The sequence below is a fragment of the Brucella sp. RRSP16 genome, assembly GCF_052246815.1.
Classification (GTDB): Bacteria; Pseudomonadota; Alphaproteobacteria; order Rhizobiales; family Rhizobiaceae; genus Brucella; species Brucella intermedia.
On the sequence record NZ_JBQQAM010000005.1, the window covers coordinates 199,231 to 216,112 of the forward strand.

Below are 16,882 nucleotides of genomic sequence, written 5' to 3' on the forward strand. Positions count from 1 at the left end.
GTCGCCTCAGTCTTCCATGGCTTCAAGCTCGTCGATAATGCCTTCGATCACCGACAGGCCCTTGCTCCAGAAATCGGGATCGCTCGCATCAAGGCCGAATGGCGCCAGCAATTCCTTGTGGTGCTTGGTGCCCCCAGCCTTCAGCATGTCGAAATATTTCTGCTGGAAGCCCTTTTCCGAGTTCTGGTAAACCGCATAAAGCGAGTTCACCAGGCAGTCACCGAAAGCATAGGCATAGACATAGAACGGCGAGTGGATGAAATGCGGGATATAGGTCCAGAAGGTCTCATAGCCCGGATTGAGATTGACGGCATCGCCAAGGCTTTCGCGCTGCACATCCATCCAGATTTCGCCGATGCGCTCAGCCGTCAGCTCGCCTTCGCGCCGCTCGGTGTGGAGGCGACGTTCGAACTGGTAGAAAGCGATCTGGCGCACGACCGTGTTGATCATGTCTTCGGCCTTCTGCGCCAGCATGGCCTTGCGTTCACGCTTGTCCTTTGTACGCTCCAGAAGCGAGCGGAAAGTCAGCATTTCGCCGAACACGGATGCGGTTTCAGCGAGCGTCAGCGGCGTTGAAGCCATCAAGGCACCCTGGCTGCCCGCCAGAACCTGATGCACGCCATGGCCCAATTCGTGCGCCAGCGTCATCACATCGCGCGGCTTGCCCATATAGTTGAGCAGCACATAGGGATGCGCCGACGGAACAGTCGGATGCGCGAATGCGCCCGGCGCCTTGCCGGGGCGGACCGGCGCGTCGATCCAGTTCTTGTCGAAGAATTTCTTCGCGATCTCGGCCATTTCCGGGGCGAAGTTGCCATAGGCGGAAAGCACTGTTTCGCGTGCATCGTCCCACGGGATCAGGGCCTGCGGCGTTTCCGGCAATGGTGCGTTGCGATCCCAGTTCTCAAGCTTTTCAAGGCCGAGCCATTTGGCTTTCAGGGCGTAATAACGGTGCGAAAGACGCGGATAGGCGTCTTCCACCGCCTTTGCCAGAGCATCCACAACGTCGCGCTCCACGCGGTTGGCAAGGTGGCGGCTGTCGGCGATGTCCTGAAAACCGCGCCAGCGATCGGAGATTTCCTTGTCCTTAGCCAGCGTGTTGGTGATCAGCGTGAAAGTGCGAAGATTGGCTGCGAAAGTCTTTGCCAGCGCTTCCGATGCCTTCCTGCGCACAGCGCCATCGGCGTCCTGAAGCATGTTCAGGGTCGGCTCGATGCTGAGTTCCTTGCCGTCGATTTCAAACCGAAGTCCCGACATGGTTTCATCGAACAGCCGGTTCCAGGCGCTATAGCCGGTGATCGATTTTTCATGGAAGAGCTGCTCCAGCTTGTCGTCAAGCTGGTAAGGCTTGTCCAGGCGCAGATCGGTCAGCCATGGGCGGTAATGACCGATTGCCGCATTGTCGTTCATAGCCTTTTCGAGAACGGCATCATCGATGCGGTTCAGTTCGAGACCGAAGAAAATGAGATGCGTGCTGGCGTCAGTCAGCTTTTGCTGCGTGTCGCCGAAAAGCTTCATGCGCTTCGGATCTGTGGTGTCGCCGTAATAATAGAGGCCGGCGAAAGAGCCGATACGGCCCATCAGCTCGTCCAGAGCCTCGAATTCCTTGATTGCATCGGCAAAGTTACCGCCATTTGGCTTGGCTGCTTCGTCGTCGAGTTTGCCTTTCCAGCGCTCCTCGAAGGCCGCTGCATCCTTCATGGCTTTTTCGATATCGTTTTTCAGTTCCGGGCTGTCGGCAGACGGATAAAGATCGCCCAGATTCCATTCCGGAAGGTTGCCGAGATCAGCCTTTTCGGCCGCAGCCGCATCGCCGGCAGGCGCATGCGAAGCTTTGTTGAAGAAAACGGATTCTGAAAAACGGGTCATGAACATTCTCCAAGAGCATTTCCAGAAAAAGTGCGAAGCGGCTTTTCGTCGGATAATGCGTACAAACAAAGAGAGAGCGCGGCTCCGCGATCCGGCGCTGACCGGAGCCGCTCTGTCAGGTTCCTTCTCGCACGTCTTGTCAGGATCGCCAAGAGGTGGGAAAAGGGCTTCGATCATTTGTGATGGCCCCCCCGATCAGGCCGCTGGACAGGCAGATGGTTGAAGCTGGGAGTGGATTCAGGATACAAATTTTGTGAAATGGGACACCGAGGCACATTTTAGTACCTTGCATTCGCTGAAGGCTTGGCACCAAATAACACGCCTAGAATATGAGACATTTAAACTGTTTAAGTATTTCGGGCGCGGGAACTCTATAGGTAATGATAACGGTTAATGGCCACGCGCATTCTCATAGCGGATGACGATCCGATCCAACGACGCAATCTGGAAGCGGTAGTCATGCGCATGGGCTATCGGACCATCCTGGCGGATGGCGGGGCCAGCGCACTCAGCTTCGTCAGCCAGCGCAAGGACATTGTGCTGATGCTGCTCGATCTTTCCATGCCGGATATGGATGGCCTGACCGTTTTGCGGCGCATTCGTGAAGCCGGAAACAGCGTGCCGGTGATCGTTCTCGTCCAGAACGATGATCTCCAGCCGGTTCTCCAGGCCATGAAAATGGGTGCGGTCGACTTCGTGACCAAGCCGGTCGCCTTCGAGCGCGTTCAGGTTTCCGTTTCCAATGTGTTGAAGATCGATGCGCTGACGCAGGAAATCCGCCGCGCGCGTTCCTCTCTGAAGGCTCATCTGACGCTTTCCGACATGGCGATCAAGAGCCCCGAGATGGAGCGTGTCGGCATTCTGGCGCGTCGGGCTTCGGCGCTGGATGCGCCGCTTCTGATCGAGGGAGAGCCCGGCAGCGGCAAGGAGACGCTGGCGCGCGCCATTTGTAGCGGCAGTGTCCGCTGGCGCGGCCCTTTCGTGACCGTCGATTGCCGCACCCTGACGGTGGATAATGCCGACGAGGTTTTTTTCGGCGTTTCGACAGCACGGCGCGACCGTCGCGATGGCGATGCCCTGCGCAGCCTCGGAAAGCTTGCGGAAGCCGATGGCGGCACGCTTTTCCTTGACGAAGTCGGCGCGCTGCCGCGCCACACGCAGATCAAGCTTTTTGCCGCAATGCAATCCGGCCAGTTCGAGAGCGGCGGCGAGCGCACGCTTTCCAATGCGCGCATCATGGCGTCGAACAGCCGTCCGCTGGCCGATCTCGTCGATATGGGACGTTTTCATGCCGGGCTCTACCATCTGCTCGGCTCCTTTGCGGTAGCCATGCCGCCCCTGCGCAATCGTCCGGAAGATATTCCGATCCTGCTGCATCAGTTCATGATGCGCTTTGTCAGCGAAGAGCGCATGGGCCATATTACCGGCATCACCACCCACGCGCTGGAAAAGCTGAAGGCCTATCATTGGCCCGGCAATGTGCGGGAACTGAAAAATGCCGTTTACCGTGCGGTGATCCTCTGCGACACTGGCGAGCTGACAGCGGGTGATTTCGCGCAGATAGGTGCGGGCAGCGAGGCCATGAGGCCTGCACAGCAATCCGCCCGGTTCAACCTTGTCGATCAGGATCCAGGCGTGACTTCGGCCGGTCTGTTCAGTGGAATAGACGGAGCGGGCGAGGTTCGCACGCTTGCCGCAGCCGAGGAGGAGATGATCCGGTTCGCCATCGCTCATTATGACGGACAAATCAGTGAAGTGGCCCGGCGTCTGGGCATCGGAAGAACCACGCTTTACCGGAAGCTGAAGGAATATGGCATCGATGTGGCGTCGATTTCCGGCAAGGGATCAGCCGCCGAGGAAGAGGCCGGTATCACCCCTTTCAACCGCGTTGCGGGCTGATCGATCCGGCCTAACATATTGAATATCAGTCATTTATAATAGACCTACTGTCGGTCTTCGCAGGTACTGTTGCGAATTAAAGACTGTTAATAATTTTTTAACCATGGCGAAAATAGATGCACGTGTGTGGCTTTTTTGCCATGGTGTTTCCTCATTTGTTGTTCACTAAGCGTCCATTAACCATTAAATCCGACAATCGGAGTTCAAGCGGAACTGGGACGCAGGCTTTTTGTGGCACCACAAAGAAAGCCCCGAGGGAAGCCTGGAGAATGCCTCTGGGGGCGGAAAACGGTAAGGCGATACGATTCGATGAACAGCATATCGACCATTAAAGCGCGCTTTGCGAAGGTTTGGACCGGAATAAAGGCCACGATGAAGGTATCTGTGTCCGCTCCGTCTGCCCTTGCCGTCGCTGCGGTTGTCCTGGCGCTGTCTCCTTCGCAGGCATCGGCTGAAACCCGCTCTCTCAAGCTTTATTACGTTCATACCGGTGAAAAGGCCGAAATCGTCTTCAAGAGAAATGGTCGCTTCGATGCGCAGGGCTTGAAGAAGCTGAATGTTTTCCTGCGGGACTGGCGCCGTAACGAGCCGACCAAGATGGACCCGCGCCTGTTCGACCTGATCTGGCAGGTTTATCGCTCCACCGGTTCGAGCCAGTATATCACCGTCGTCTCCGCTTATCGTTCTCCGGCAACCAACGCCATGCTGCGTTCGCGTTCCGCCAACACCGGCGTTGCCAAGAAGAGCCAGCACATGCTTGGCCGCGCGATGGACTTCTACATTCCCGGCGTTCCCCTGGCCAAGCTGCGCGGCATCGGCATGCGCTATCAGATCGGCGGCGTTGGCTATTATCCGCGCTCCGGTTCGCCTTTCGTCCATATGGATGTCGGCAATGTCCGTTCATGGCCGCGCATGAGCCGCCGCGAACTGCTCGCGCTGTTCCCGGATGGCAAAACCGCTCACCTTCCCGCCGATGGCAAGCCATTGCCGGGTTATGAGCAGGCACTGGCCATGATCGAAAGGCGCAAGGCTGGTGGCGGCGAGGTCATGGTGGCCAGCAATACATCCCCACGCCGCAGCAAGAGCCTGTTTGGCGCGCTGTTTGGCGGTGGTGCCGACGAAGAAGAGGAAAGCGGCGGTGAGGTGAGTGCTCCACCGGCATCCGCACGTCCTGCCCGCGCAGTGCCTGCGCGTCAGGCTCCGGCAGTTCCGGAAGAACCGGTCCAGCAGCCGCGTGAAACGATGATTGCCGCCCTGCCCGCCCGTGAGGCTCCGGTGCCGATGCAGGCGCCGCGTCCCGAAGCCGGGCTCGATGCCCAGGCGCAGGCCGCAGCCGAAGTTCCGGTGGCCGCGCTCAATGTTCCGATACCGGCTCGCAAGCCGGCAATGGCGCCGCAGGATGCCGTGGCGCTTGCCGCAGCCGAGCCGGCCGCCGATGCTGCTGCCGCGGCCCGCGCCGCCGTGGATGCGAACACGGTTCAGGTTGCCGATGCCGGTACGCCTTCGCCGCTGATGAATGGTTTTGTGCCGGTGCCGTCGGCCCGTCCGCAGCTTGAGACGGATAATATGCAGCTCGCCGCCGCAGTGATCCCGTCAGCACGTCCGATGCGCCCGGGCGAAAAACCTGCCGCAAGCGGCCAGGATGCGATTGCCGCGCTGGTCAACAGCGAGCAGAACGAACCGACACAGGTTGCAGATGCTGGCACTGTGGCAGTGCCGCAGCCGGGCGAAACGGCAGCTTTCCCGTTGCCGAAGGAAGCGCCGCGCGCCAATACGCAGCTTGCCCTGCTTTCCAAGAAGGATGAGATCGGTGAGCTGATCGCACCGCCTTCCGACGATTATTATGACAGCAAGCCGGTTGTAGACGCCGCACCGAAGCAGGCGCCGGCAGCTGTGCAGACGGCTTCTGTGGCCCGCACCGCGCCAGCCAAGGCGACTGCTACGGCTTCCGCCGCTGTCCAGAAGAAGGTCGCAGCGATTGGCAAGGCTGCCGAGACGGGCGTTCGCGCCACAGCAAAGGGCGGACGCTACATCGCCAAGGCCCAATCCACGCCGCGTGCGGTGGTTCAGCCTGCCGTAATGCCGACTTCGGAAGTTGCCCTGTCGGCGGAATCCGTTTCCAGCGCCGTGCCCGTGACAAACCCGGTCCTCCGCAACGATGCGCTGCGTTCCGCACCGGCCATGGTCTACACGGCAGGTTTCCAGCGTGGCAATCTGCCTACCGAACGCGCCAACCAGTTCAGCGGTAATGCCGTTACCTTCCTGACGGTGGCCAAGTTCACGGAAACCAACTGATCGTCGGTCAGATCGAAACAAAGCAAAATAAAAGGGGCCCGAAGGCCCCTTTTTATTTTCCCGTTTGGGCTCGCTCAGCCTTTCAGGCCAGCCGCTTCGCTCGCAAGCCGGGTAATCGCATCCCAGTCATCTGCCTCAACGAGTTCCTTCGGTGCAACCCACGAGCCGCCGACGCAGACAACGTTCGGCAGTGACAGGTAGTTTTTTGCATTGGCGAGGCTGATGCCGCCGGTTGGGCAGAAGACCGTTCCAGCCAGGGGTGAGGACAACGCCTTCAGGAACGATGCGCCGCCGGCCTGTTCAGCCGGGAAGAATTTCAGATGGGTGTAGCCTTCTTCGCGCAGCGCCAGCATCTCGCTCGGCGTGATAGCTGCGGGCAGCAGCGGCACGTCGCTGTCATTGGCGGCTGCAACGATATATTTGGTTGCGCCGGGGCTGACGATGAAGCGCGAACCCGCCTTCGCTGCATCCTCATATTGCTTGGCGTTGAGGATAGTGCCAGCGCCGACGATTGCTTCCGGCACTTCCGACGCCACCGCACGGATGGCGTCAAGCGCCGCAGCCGTGCGCAAGGTGATCTCGATAGCGGGCAATCCACCCTTGGCAAGCGCCCGTGCCAGCGGAACAGCATGTTCTACCCTGTCGATCAACAAAACCGGAATGACCGGCTGGCCTGTCATGATGGGAACGAGAAGGTCGGTTTTCTGGGACATCGGCTTGCTCGGCTGTTTGAGTGGATAAATCGATTTAAATCCCTGTCGGCGGTTTGTCCACCACCGAAAGTTACTGGTTCATGCGGCTCTTTTAAGCGTGTCGAGCTGTTTTTGCCAGCGCTGATAGGCTTCAGCCATCCGCTTGTCATATTCGTTGCGGGCAAAGGCAGGACCATTATAGCGCCGGGCGAATTCGCGCCAGTTGCGGGCCTTCAACATTTCAAGAAGCTCCGCCTTTTCGATAAAGCGCAGCATCAGCCGCGCTTGCCCGGCAACCGACCCGCGTGCTTCCGCCACAAGGTCGTCAACGGTCGCATAGCCAAGCCATTCCCAATGTGCGCCCATGACCTGTCCCAGCCCCCAGGAGGTGGATTCAAGCGCTGCCTTCTTGTTCAGGCCCATCGCCCGTTCAAGCAGAAGCCAGCGTTCCCCCTGCGATTTGGGATTGCGTATCCGGCCTGCAATGGGCGCCGACAGGCCGTTGCTCCTTGCGTATTCGCGCAAGCGTCCGGATAGCCTGCGGTCGAAATAATGTCCCTCGAACCGGATGGCGGGTTCCTTGCCGCCATTGACGTTGTGAAGCGCACGACCGCCGCTTTCCACTTCCGCGATCGCCAGCAAGGCCGCCGGTTCGATTTTCGCCTCGTTCGCCATCATTGTCAGGGCTGCAATCGTCTGGCTGTCGAACATCTATTGCTCCTCGAAAAGTTGATCTGCGAGGCCGATTTTGGGGCGACTTCGACGCATGAGGATAAAGTTGACTTGAATTCGCCGTTTGCGGGGATTAGTTGCGAGGTGAATTTTCAAAGAAGACAGAACCGATGAGCAATTTGCCTTTCACCGTTGCCGCCCTTTATTGCTTTGCGCCGCTGCCGCAATATGAGAGCCTGCGCGAGCCGCTGGCTCAGCTTTGCTGCTCGAATGGCATCAAGGGAACGCTGCTTCTGGCGGCGGAAGGCATCAACGGGACAGTTGCGGGCACAGCCCAGGCGATTGAAAAGCTCGTGCAGCACATCACGGCCATTCCCGGCCTGGCAGAGCCCGAACTCAAATATTCCCATGCCAGCGAAATGCCGTTCCATCGCATGAAGGTGCGCTTGAAGCGCGAGATCGTCACCATGGGCGTCGAGGGCATCGACCCGTTGAAAAGCGTGGGCACCTATGTCGCGCCTCAGGACTGGAACGCCCTCATCGCGGATGAAGACACTGTCGTGGTCGATACGCGAAACGACTACGAATATGCCATCGGCACATTTGAAGGAGCGATCGATCCGCAGACCAAGACTTTTCGGGAGTTCCCCGAATGGGTCGAGCAGAACCGCGACAAGCTCGAAGGCAAGAAGATCGCCATGTTCTGCACCGGCGGCATTCGCTGCGAAAAGGCGACAGCCTTCGTCAAGGGGCTCGGCTTCGAGGATGTCTTCCATCTCAAGGGCGGTATCCTGAAATATCTTGAAGAAGTCCCGCGCGAGGAAAGCATGTGGAACGGCGAGTGCTTCGTGTTCGATGAGCGCGTGGCCGTTGGCCATGGCCTCGCTGAAAGCGACGTCGAACTCTGCCGCGCCTGCCGCCGCCCGATTTCGCCGGAAGACAAGCTTTCGCAGTATTTCGAGGAAGGCGTTTCCTGCGCTGGCTGCTATGACGAACGCACGCCGGAAGATCGCGCCCGTTATGCGGAGCGCCAGAAGCAGGTAAAGCTTGCCGAGAAGCGCGGGGCGCACAAACATATCGGTAGCTGACGCCGCACGCTCTTCATAGGGCTGGTCAAACGGGTTTCACCGCATTATGGTGGCTCTGGTTCCGGAACGATCTGAATTCGTTACGGAATTTTGGGCGGCTTTTGCATGGACGCCCGTGCATCAAGGGTTTGACGGCATCCGGGTCGCGTTTGCCTCCATCACACCCATCATCGCAAGTCAGGGCATGGAAATTTCCCATGTCCGAACAGAAACAGCGCCGGTTTTCCGGCGGATGATGGTTTGCCTGCTGTTGCAGGTGATATGGAGGATATTCATGAAGAAACTGATCGCCGCATTTCTCATCACTGTTGCTGCTGGTGCCGCCTCGGTTGCTCATGCTGCCGAAAAGGTGACCGTTTTCGCGGCCGCCAGCATGAAAGACGTTATTGAGGAAGCCGCCAGGCAGATGAAGGCCCGGAACGGCACGGAGGTGGTCGCGTCCTTTGCTTCTTCGTCGGTTCTGGCCAAGCAGATCGAGCAGGGCGCTCCGGCGCAGATTTTCATCTCCGCCGATCTCGACTGGATGGATTATGTCGAAAAGGCCGGTGCCATCGACAAGGCGTCGCGCAAGGTGATCGCAGGCAATGCGCTGGTGATCGCAACGCAGAAGGACACGCCGAAGGGCGAGGCCAAGGAGCTTTTGGGCGGCGGACGTTTTGCCATGGGCGACCCATCGAATGTCCCGGCGGGCAAATACGGCAAGGCAGCGCTGGAAAAGCTCGATATCTGGAAGGATGTCGAAAAGAACGCGGTCTTCGCCGAGAATGTGCGCGTTGCGCTGCAATATGTCAGTCGTGGCGAAGTCGGGGCGGCCATCGTCTATGCATCGGACCGTGCGGCGGCACCCCGACTGGTCGAAGCCTATCGGTTCCCGGCTGACAGTCATGCGCCGATCCTCTACCCTGCGGCGCTTGTGGCGAAAAACGAAGCCGACGCCGCCAGGGCTTTCCTCGCTTTCCTTGAAAGCGATGCCGGTCAGGCGATCATCAAGGACAAGGGGTTCGTGGGCGCGTCGGAGGCTGCTCAATAAATGATCGCCAAAAATGATTGAGAGTAATGTCTGGCAGATTGTGTCTCTGTCGCTCCGGGTTGCCGGAATAGCCATCATTGTCGCTCTGCCGGTAGCCTTTGTGGTCGCGTGGATTCTTGCCCGGTTCAATTTTCCGGGCAAGTCTCTGGCGCAGGCTATCGTCACCATGCCGCTGGTTCTGCCCCCGGTGGTGACGGGCTATCTGCTTTTGATCCTGTTTGGCGCGCGGGGTGCGCTTGGCGCTCCCTTGCAGGAATGGTTCGGACTTTCCTTTTCCTTTCGCTGGACGGGTGCTGCCCTTGCCGCCGGTGTGATGGCGTTTCCACTGCTCGTCCGTCCGATCAGGCTTTCGATAGAAGGGCTTGACCGCGGGCTGGAGGAAGCTGCCCGCACGCTTGGAGCCAGTCGTTTCACCGCCTTTTTCACCGTCATTCTGCCGCCGCTTCTGCCTGGTGTTCTGGCAGGCGCCGTGCTTGGCTTTGCCAAGGCGCTGGGCGAGTTTGGCGCCACGATCACTTTCGTGTCCAACATTCCGGGCGAGACGCAGACCCTTTCGCTTGCCATCTATGCCCTGATGCAGACCCCATCCGGCGACGCGGAAGCATTCCGCCTGATTGCGATATCTGCTGCCATTTCAGTGGTTGCCGTGGTGCTGTCCGAATGGCTGCAGCGCAGGCTTGCGGGAGCAACGAAATGAGCGGGCTTGCTGTTTCGATTAATGGCCGCAACGGCAAGTTCCCTGTTGAGGCAGATTTCGCAGCCGATTGGGGTGTGACCGCTTTGTTCGGCCATTCCGGTGCGGGCAAGACGACGCTTTTGAAAATGATTGCCGGAACGCTTCGCCCTGAACGTGGACGCATCGCTGTTGGCGACTTCACGCTGTTCGATGCCGAAAGAGGCATAAACCTGCCGCCGGAAAAGCGCCGCATCGGCTATGTGTTTCAGGAGGCACGGCTTTTTCCGCATATGAGCGTCAAGCGCAACCTGACTTACGCGCGCTGGGCAGGCCGCAGGCAGGCGACGCGCAGCTTTGACGAAGTGGTGGCGCTGCTTGGCATTGGCCATCTTCTCGACAGGCTGCCATCGACGCTTTCGGGCGGCGAACGCCAGCGTGTCGCCATCGGTCGCGCGCTTCTGTCCGATCCGGCGCTCCTGCTGCTGGACGAGCCGCTTTCCTCGCTCGACCATGCGCGACGACAGGAAATCCTCCCTTTTATCGAACGTCTTCGTGATGAAAGCCATGTGCCGATCGTCTATGTGAGCCATGAGATCGACGAGGTGGCGCGGCTTGCCGACCAGATCGTGCTCCTGTCCGCTGGCCGGGTGACGGCAAGCGGTGCGGCGGCAGATGTCTTTCCGCTGATCGACGCCGAGGGCGAGGGCGGCGGCGTGCTGCTGGAAGGGACGGTTTCGTCCTATGACGAGCATTACAAGCTGGCGGAGATCGATCTTGGCGGCGCATCGTTTCAGCTCAGCGATGCGGGGCTGAAACTGGATATGCATGTGCGGCTGCGCGTGCGTGCGCGCGATGTTTCCATTGCCCGCAAGGCGCCTGAAGCGATCAGCATTCGCAACGTGCTGCCGGTGACGGTCACGGCCATCACGATGGATGGCGGTCCCAACGCCTATGTCGCGCTCGACTTCCGGGGGCGTCATCTGGTTGCGCGGCTGACGCGACGCTCGGTCGACGAACTGGCATTGCGCGCCGGTGACGAGGTGGTGGCGCTGGTGAAAGCCGTTTCGGTTGATCGTGCGGCCATTCGGGAAAAATGACACGGACACAATAATCCGGTTTTCGTCCCCCTTCTTTTATGCTCCTGTCCGGTCGAATGGGAGAATTGGCATGACTGATTTGCAGAACTGGACGCCGCGTCCACAGCCGGAACGCAAAGTGCTTGAAGGCCGCTATGTGCGGCTGGAACCGCTGAACCCCGGGAAGCATGGTGACGAACTGTTTGCCGCTTCCTCGGTGGAGGATGTTGACCGGCGCTTTACCTGGCTGTTCGAGTTTCCGCCTGCAACGCGCGAAGAATTCGAGCCATGGCTGGAAAAGGCGTCAAAAAGCGACGATCCGCTGTTTTTCGCCGTCATCGACAAGGCGAGCGGCAAGGTGGCGGGGCGGCAGGCGCTGATGCGCATAGATCCTGTCCATGGCGTCATCGAGATAGGCAGCATCTATTGGGGGCCGCAGATTTCGCGGAAACCCGCCGCCACGGAAGCGCAGTTCCTGTTCATGCAGTATATTTTCGATGAGCTTGGCTACCGCCGCTACGAATGGAAGTGCCACAATGAAAATGGGCCTTCCAAGCGTGCCGCCGAGCGTTTCGGGTTTCAGTTCGAGGGTGTATTCCGCCAGCATATGGTGGCCAAGGGCCGAAACCGCGATACGGCGTGGTTTTCCATTCTCGACAGCGAATGGCCTGCCTTGAAGAAAGCCTATCAGGCATGGCTTGCACCGGAAAACTTTGATAGTGACGGTCAGCAGAAGAAGAAGCTGGAGGAGTTTCGTGACCGTGGCTGAGCGCAAGAAGAGCAATCCGGCAATTGCCGCCGCCGTCATCCTGATCGGCTTCGGGGTGCTTGCCTATTTCGTGCCCAGCATCATGCTGGCGCTGGGCGAGCGCTCACAAATCGCGGCGATCATCTTCCCGATTGTCTTCGTTCTGGGCTTCTTCGCAATTTTCTGGCTGCGCTCGAAGCGGCAAAATAAAGATTAGAGCGCATCCCGAAAAGTGTGAAACGGTTTTCGGAAAAGACGCGCGTCAAAACAAAGAGATAGAGCGCCGATCTGATTCACTCAGATCGAAACGCGCTCTAACTCACCAGCGAAGCGCTCAACAACAGCGCACCGGTCAGGGCGATGAACAGGGCGGCGGCCACCTCGATTGCCGCCTTCAGGCGACCCGACATGGCCTTGCTGCTCGCAAAGCGCAGCGCGGTGTTCTTGGCGGTGACGGCCAGCGTGGCAAGAACTGCCACCGTGATGAACGTGCCGAAGGCCATGGCGAAGACCGAAAGCAGACCGCCAATCATCAAGCCATTCAAAAGCGCAAATGTCAGCACGATCAGCGCGCCCGAGCATGGGCGCAGGCCCACCGACAAAATCGCCGACCATGCCGTCTTCCAGTTGAAATCGTCGCCAAGCGTCGAAGGATCGGCAATATGGGCAATGCCGCATGCGGCGCACACGTCCCCTTCACCGATGAAGATATGATCCGATGCAGCAGCGGTTGCGGGCTTGTAATTGAGCTTGACCGCGCTGCCGGTCGCAGCCGCGCGCGTGGCTTGCGAAACCGTGCCCTGCCATGCCGGGCCGGAAGCCATTGCGGGCTCGGGCGTGGCGGCAAAGAGCGATGCGGTCGGGCCGGGGCCTGCATCCTCGCGCTTCCTGAAAAGCAGCGGCAGCTTGCGCGCCAGCAGCCAAAGGCCGAAAAACAGCACAAGCGCAAAACTGGCGATCTCCATGTAGCGCGCTGTCTGGTTCATCGAGATGCCGGTGCCGCGCAGCAGGAACCATGCGAGGCCGACGACGGCAATCGCCATGAGTGCCTGTAAAAGCGACGAAATGAACGAAAGGAAGATACCGCGCCGCAGCGCCGTTTCATTGGCGATCATATAGGACGAGATCACCGCCTTGCCGTGGCCCGGTCCAGCCGCATGAAAAATGCCATAAACGAAGGAAAGTCCCACGAGAACCGAAGCCTGCCATGGGTCTTCGCGCATGGCTTTCAGAGCGTTGGTCATGGGGAGATAGAAAGAGCGCTGCTGTTCGTTCATCCAGAGGATGATATGCGCGAAAGGCCCAGTCGGCTTCATCGCCACCTCATTCGCGCCGATACCAAGCGAGGACTGCGCATAGGCTTGCGCAACGATCATCGTAAGGCAGAGGGCCAGAACGAAGGCTGCCGCTTTTCTCATCAGCCAGTCTTTCCTTTCGGTTCGCAGTCTATCTCGAGACGGGTTGCAAATATCTTCGACATGTCCGTGCCTGTCGGATCGTTGAAAAAGGCATCGGTTAGTGTCGCCTGGTTCTGGGCAAGCGCCTCGTCCGGATCAGGACGGACAACCTTGGATGTGCAGCTTGCGGGCAGGCCCTTCACGACCAGGTCGCTGTCATTCATGTAATCGATGGCGGTATAGAAGGTCGGGTCATAGACGCCGAAGCTGATCTTGTGGCCCGCGGCAAGCTTCAACGGTTTTTCGGGCTTGCTGGTGAAGATGATGAGCAGGCGATTGTCCGTGAAATCGGCGGCAAGATCGGTCGGCCTGGCCATTTTCACATCCTTGCCATTGTCCAGAACAGTCTGGAAATATTTGAATTCGGCAATGGAGCCATTGATGACATGGCCAAGGTCGATCAACTCCTGTTTGTCGAGCTTGAGATCGCCATTCTTGTCGAATTCCATGAGGACGGTGGAGGAAAAAACATCATCGAAACGCCAGACATGGGCAAGCTGCTGTACCGTGCCGTCGGGCGATATGGAGAGTTCCAGCCGCGCCTCGGCGAAGACATGCGGGTGGGCAAGTGCAACCGTGGGCAAACAGCCCGCCAGCAACGCGATTGCTGCAGGCCGGATGAAACCGCGCTTGAACAAGGATGAAACCACCATCGAAAATTCCATTAGAACACGCTTATGCCCGAAGGCGGCGAAAGTGCGACGTCTCTGGAAAATCCAGAGCATGTTTCCCGAAAGTTTGACCGGGTTCGGGAGAAGGCAGACAGGAATGCTTTACTGCATTTCCCTGGAGTTGTTTTCCCTGTCCTTGAACCATTGGGTCAGAAAATCGACCAGCGCCCGGATTTTTGCCGGCAAATAGCGCCGATGCGGATAAACAGCGTAGATGCCGCCATCCTTCACGATAAATTCGTCCAGACAGGAGACCAGCCTGCCGCGCTCGATTTCTTCTTCGGCGATGAAGGCGGGCAGCATGGAAAAGCCCAGACCGGCGAGTGCGGCGTTCTTTGTGGCGACGGGGCTGTTCACTTCAATCGGGCCGTTGACGGGAACCGTCATCATCGATCCATCCGTATTGCGGAAATGCCAGTTGTTGCGCGAGCGCGCATTGGTGTCGATGATGCAGGGCCGGTCGGCCAGGTCTTCGGGGCGCTCCGGTTTGCCGACACGGGCGATCAGTTCCGGCGCGCCGCACAGGACGGAGTGGAACGGCGACAATCGCTTTGCGATGAGGGAAGAGTCCTGCAAGCGCGTGATGCGGATCGCAAGGTCGAAGCCTTCTTCCACCAGATCGACAAACCGATCATCCAGCCGTACGTCGAGCACGATTTCGGGATGGGCGAGGCAGAAATCGATCAGGGACTGGCCGATGACGGCATCGGCGAAGGTGCGCGGGGCCGACAGCTTGATGCGCCCGCGCGCATCGGAACTGGTTTCGCTGACGGCATCCTGCAGCGCGTCGATCTCGCGGATGATTTCGACCGCGCGGTGATAATAGGTGTGGCCCGCTTCGGTCAGCGAGAATTGCCGCGTGGTGCGGTTGAGAAGACGCGCTCCAAGCTCGTCTTCCAGCTCGCGCACATATTTGGAAAGGAGTGCCTTGGAACGCCCGATTTTTCGCGCTGCGGCGGAAAAGCCTTCCGCCTCGACCACGTCGATGAAGGCGCGCATACGTGTGAGGGTGTCCATGGTCTAGCCCCGCTTCCCGATGATGTTTCTGGCCAGCCCGATCAGCGCCCGGTCGCTGCCGCGTGGTCCTATGAAAGAAATGCCGAAAGGTGCGCCCTGCACCTGCCCCAGGGGTAATGTGATTTGCGGCAGGCCGGAAAGCACCGAAAGGCAGAGCAGGCGCAATGCCTGCTCGCGATAGGCCTGCAAGGTCTCGAAAGGTTCCTTTGCGAGCGGAGCCGCACCCGGTACGGTCGGCAGCGCCAGCACGGCGTCGTTCCCGATGATCTTCTCAAGTTCCTGCGTGAATTGCGCCCGGCGCACGCGCTGGCTGGCAACGAGATCAGCGGCGATTTCCGCGCCGAAGGCAAAACGGTCCGCGACGCCGGGCCCCAGCTTGCGGTCACCCGACGAAATCCAGCCACCATGCGTCGCCCAGGCTTCCGCCCCCTGAATGTGACGGAAGACCAGATAGAGTTCATCTATTGAAAGCGTCGGCTGGCTTGCCGCCTTGAGGCTCGTAAAGTGCGGGCGCACTTCGGCAAACATGGCGCGATAGGCGTCCGTTTCGGCCTCGCCCAGCAAAAGCTGTTCGAGAACCGGCATATAAAGAAGCTTCGTCAGAGTGAATTCTCGAGCGTCGTCGCCAAGCAGGATGGCGCCAACCCGGTCATAAAGCTCTATGTCGCGCGCAAACCATCCGATCGTGTCGAGCGAGGGCGCAAGCGGCATGATGCCCTTGAGCGGAATGCGGCCGTGGGTGCTGCGTAAGCCCACGAGACCGCAGAAGCTGGCAGGAGCGCGAATGGAGCCGCCCGTATCCGAACCGAGCGCAATGTCGGCGAGCTTGCCTGCAACGGCCGCCGCCGAGCCGGAGGATGAGCCGCCGGTAACGCGGTCCGGCGCTGCCGGATTGATCGGATAGGGGAAATGCGAATTCTGCCCCATCAGGGAAAAGGCAAGTTCGTCGGTCTGTGCCTTGCCGACCAATTCCGCCCCGGCGGCGAGCAGCCTTACCACCACCGGAGCCGATCTTTCGGCGCGCGGTGATTCGGCCTCGATCTGCGGATTGCCGCATCCCGTCACCATTCCGGCAACGTCATAAATGTCTTTTACGGCGAGCCGTTCGCCTTCAAGCGGCCCTTCCAATGCGTGAACGGGCGGCTTTTCAGCTTTTGCAATGATGGCGTTGAAGGGATCGAAACTGGCCATTGTTCACAACATGCAACAATTAACGGGATATTTACGCTCTTTCGAGACGGATTTGCCTGTTGAATGTTTCACTAATATTGAACAATGGCAAGCGTGCAGCGCACAGCGATCCTGCCAAAAATAAATTCGCTCAACGAATTTTTTGTCATTGAATGGACACGACTTTGCGCTTATATCGCGCTTGCCCAAAGTCGCACGTGCCTGTGGGTGTCCGCCGATCCTCGAATGGTGAGGAATTCGGTACGGTACCTGGACCTAACCGCTCCAGTCGATCTGATGGCCAACCGCCAGATCGAGGACATCTTGAAGCAACGACGGTGCGGGCCTTTCTAGTGTCTTTCGGCTGTCCAAAAGCCGAAATTACTGAAGAGGCACACCTTCATTGCCAGAAGTGCGGATGCGGTTCTCCAATTCCAATCCAAGGCAGACAAAGCGGAGTAACGCGGGTTTAGCGTTGTTCCATCGCCGCATGAGTTTTCGCGTGACATCAGCACCTCCAAA

15 protein-coding genes are annotated in these 16,882 nt (G+C 59.0%); 8 read left to right on the top strand and 7 right to left on the bottom strand.

Annotated features, from left to right (window positions below; translation table 11 throughout):
• Window positions 1-6 precede the first annotated feature (6 nt).
• The gene (locus tag ACS5UA_RS10175; RefSeq protein ID WP_112701803.1) at window positions 7-1,869 is read right to left on the bottom strand and encodes a M3 family oligoendopeptidase; all 1,863 of its coding nucleotides are present in this window, start codon (window positions 1,867-1,869) and stop codon (window positions 7-9) included.
• Between the two features lie 393 nt (window positions 1,870-2,262).
• Between ACS5UA_RS10175 and ACS5UA_RS10180 the strand changes: the two genes are divergently transcribed.
• Together ACS5UA_RS10180 and ACS5UA_RS10185 are read left to right on the top strand one after the other, a co-directional pair.
• Window positions 2,263-3,768 (top strand): sigma-54-dependent transcriptional regulator, encoded by a 1,506-nt coding sequence (locus ACS5UA_RS10180; protein ID WP_443101292.1) that lies wholly within the window; start codon window positions 2,263-2,265, stop codon window positions 3,766-3,768.
• A gap of 309 nt (window positions 3,769-4,077) precedes the next feature.
• Window positions 4,078-6,063: a DUF882 domain-containing protein gene (locus tag ACS5UA_RS10185; RefSeq protein ID WP_176056261.1), complete on the top strand. Its 1,986-nt coding sequence runs from the start codon at window positions 4,078-4,080 to the stop codon at window positions 6,061-6,063.
• A 74-nt stretch (window positions 6,064-6,137) separates the two neighbouring features.
• On the opposite strand, the gene ACS5UA_RS10190 is transcribed toward ACS5UA_RS10185, so the two are convergent.
• Both ACS5UA_RS10190 and ACS5UA_RS10195 read right to left on the bottom strand, forming a co-directional pair.
• Window positions 6,138-6,776, bottom strand: a complete 639-nt coding sequence (locus ACS5UA_RS10190) for a 2-dehydro-3-deoxy-phosphogluconate aldolase (RefSeq protein WP_176056260.1) — start codon at window positions 6,774-6,776, stop codon at window positions 6,138-6,140.
• Window positions 6,777-6,854: 78 nt separating this feature from the next.
• On the bottom strand, window positions 6,855-7,466 hold the full coding sequence (locus ACS5UA_RS10195; RefSeq protein ID WP_176056259.1) for an N-acetylmuramidase family protein: 612 nt from the start codon (window positions 7,464-7,466) through the stop codon (window positions 6,855-6,857).
• 131 nt (window positions 7,467-7,597) lie between these two features.
• On the opposite strand from ACS5UA_RS10195, the gene trhO reads away from it, so the two are divergent.
• The 6 genes from trhO to ACS5UA_RS10225 all read left to right on the top strand — a co-directional run bounded on the left by trhO (window position 7,598) and on the right by ACS5UA_RS10225 (window position 12,262).
• Entirely contained in the window at window positions 7,598-8,515 is a 918-nt protein-coding gene (trhO, locus tag ACS5UA_RS10200) for an oxygen-dependent tRNA uridine(34) hydroxylase TrhO (protein ID WP_112670966.1), read from the top strand.
• Window positions 8,516-8,789: 274 nt separating this feature from the next.
• Window positions 8,790-9,545: a molybdate ABC transporter substrate-binding protein gene (gene modA, locus ACS5UA_RS10205; protein WP_176056257.1), complete on the top strand. Its 756-nt coding sequence runs from the start codon at window positions 8,790-8,792 to the stop codon at window positions 9,543-9,545.
• A gap of 13 nt (window positions 9,546-9,558) precedes the next feature.
• The gene (gene modB, locus ACS5UA_RS10210) at window positions 9,559-10,242 is read left to right on the top strand and encodes a molybdate ABC transporter permease subunit (protein ID WP_006469458.1); all 684 of its coding nucleotides are present in this window, start codon (window positions 9,559-9,561) and stop codon (window positions 10,240-10,242) included.
• Entirely contained in the window at window positions 10,239-11,318 is a 1,080-nt protein-coding gene (gene modC / locus ACS5UA_RS10215; RefSeq protein ID WP_112701809.1) for a molybdenum ABC transporter ATP-binding protein, read from the top strand. The genes modB and modC overlap by 4 nt, the downstream gene beginning before the upstream one ends.
• A gap of 70 nt (window positions 11,319-11,388) precedes the next feature.
• Complete coding sequence (locus ACS5UA_RS10220) at window positions 11,389-12,066, top strand: GNAT family N-acetyltransferase (RefSeq protein WP_112701810.1); 678 nt, start codon at window positions 11,389-11,391, stop codon at window positions 12,064-12,066.
• The gene (locus ACS5UA_RS10225) at window positions 12,053-12,262 is read left to right on the top strand and encodes a hypothetical protein (RefSeq protein WP_006469453.1); all 210 of its coding nucleotides are present in this window, start codon (window positions 12,053-12,055) and stop codon (window positions 12,260-12,262) included. Before ACS5UA_RS10220 ends, ACS5UA_RS10225 begins: the two co-directional genes overlap by 14 nt.
• A 97-nt stretch (window positions 12,263-12,359) precedes the next feature.
• On the opposite strand, the gene ACS5UA_RS10230 is transcribed toward ACS5UA_RS10225, so the two are convergent.
• From ACS5UA_RS10230 to ACS5UA_RS10245, 4 genes are all read right to left on the bottom strand, one after another.
• Entirely contained in the window at window positions 12,360-13,463 is a 1,104-nt protein-coding gene (locus tag ACS5UA_RS10230) for a nickel/cobalt transporter (protein WP_443101293.1), read from the bottom strand.
• Entirely contained in the window at window positions 13,463-14,167 is a 705-nt protein-coding gene (locus ACS5UA_RS10235) for a DUF1007 family protein (protein ID WP_443101294.1), read from the bottom strand. The genes ACS5UA_RS10230 and ACS5UA_RS10235 overlap by 1 nt, the downstream gene beginning before the upstream one ends.
• Before the next feature lie 108 nt (window positions 14,168-14,275).
• Window positions 14,276-15,190, bottom strand: a complete 915-nt coding sequence (locus tag ACS5UA_RS10240; RefSeq protein WP_006469450.1) for a LysR family transcriptional regulator — start codon at window positions 15,188-15,190, stop codon at window positions 14,276-14,278.
• A 3-nt stretch (window positions 15,191-15,193) separates the two neighbouring features.
• Window positions 15,194-16,381, bottom strand: coding sequence for an amidase (locus tag ACS5UA_RS10245; protein WP_443101295.1), 1,188 nt, complete (start codon window positions 16,379-16,381; stop codon window positions 15,194-15,196).
• Between the last annotated feature and the right edge of the window lie 501 nt (window positions 16,382-16,882).

Coding starts and splice junctions, on each gene's coding strand:
- ACS5UA_RS10175 (WP_112701803.1), bottom strand. CDS start 1,869: ATGACCCGTTTTTCAGAATCCGTTTTCTTCAACAAAGCTTCGCATGCG.
- ACS5UA_RS10180 (WP_443101292.1), top strand. CDS start 2,263: ATGGCCACGCGCATTCTCATAGCGGATGACGATCCGATCCAACGACGC.
- ACS5UA_RS10185 (WP_176056261.1), top strand. CDS start 4,078: ATGAACAGCATATCGACCATTAAAGCGCGCTTTGCGAAGGTTTGGACC.
- ACS5UA_RS10190 (WP_176056260.1), bottom strand. CDS start 6,776: ATGTCCCAGAAAACCGACCTTCTCGTTCCCATCATGACAGGCCAGCCG.
- ACS5UA_RS10195 (WP_176056259.1), bottom strand. CDS start 7,466: ATGTTCGACAGCCAGACGATTGCAGCCCTGACAATGATGGCGAACGAG.
- trhO (WP_112670966.1), top strand. CDS start 7,598: ATGAGCAATTTGCCTTTCACCGTTGCCGCCCTTTATTGCTTTGCGCCG.
- modA (WP_176056257.1), top strand. CDS start 8,790: ATGAAGAAACTGATCGCCGCATTTCTCATCACTGTTGCTGCTGGTGCC.
- modB (WP_006469458.1), top strand. CDS start 9,559: ATGATTGAGAGTAATGTCTGGCAGATTGTGTCTCTGTCGCTCCGGGTT.
- modC (WP_112701809.1), top strand. CDS start 10,239: ATGAGCGGGCTTGCTGTTTCGATTAATGGCCGCAACGGCAAGTTCCCT.
- ACS5UA_RS10220 (WP_112701810.1), top strand. CDS start 11,389: ATGACTGATTTGCAGAACTGGACGCCGCGTCCACAGCCGGAACGCAAA.
- ACS5UA_RS10230 (WP_443101293.1), bottom strand. CDS start 13,463: ATGAGAAAAGCGGCAGCCTTCGTTCTGGCCCTCTGCCTTACGATGATC.
- ACS5UA_RS10235 (WP_443101294.1), bottom strand. CDS start 14,167: ATGGAATTTTCGATGGTGGTTTCATCCTTGTTCAAGCGCGGTTTCATC.
- ACS5UA_RS10240 (WP_006469450.1), bottom strand. CDS start 15,190: ATGGACACCCTCACACGTATGCGCGCCTTCATCGACGTGGTCGAGGCG.
- ACS5UA_RS10245 (WP_443101295.1), bottom strand. CDS start 16,381: ATGGCCAGTTTCGATCCCTTCAACGCCATCATTGCAAAAGCTGAAAAG.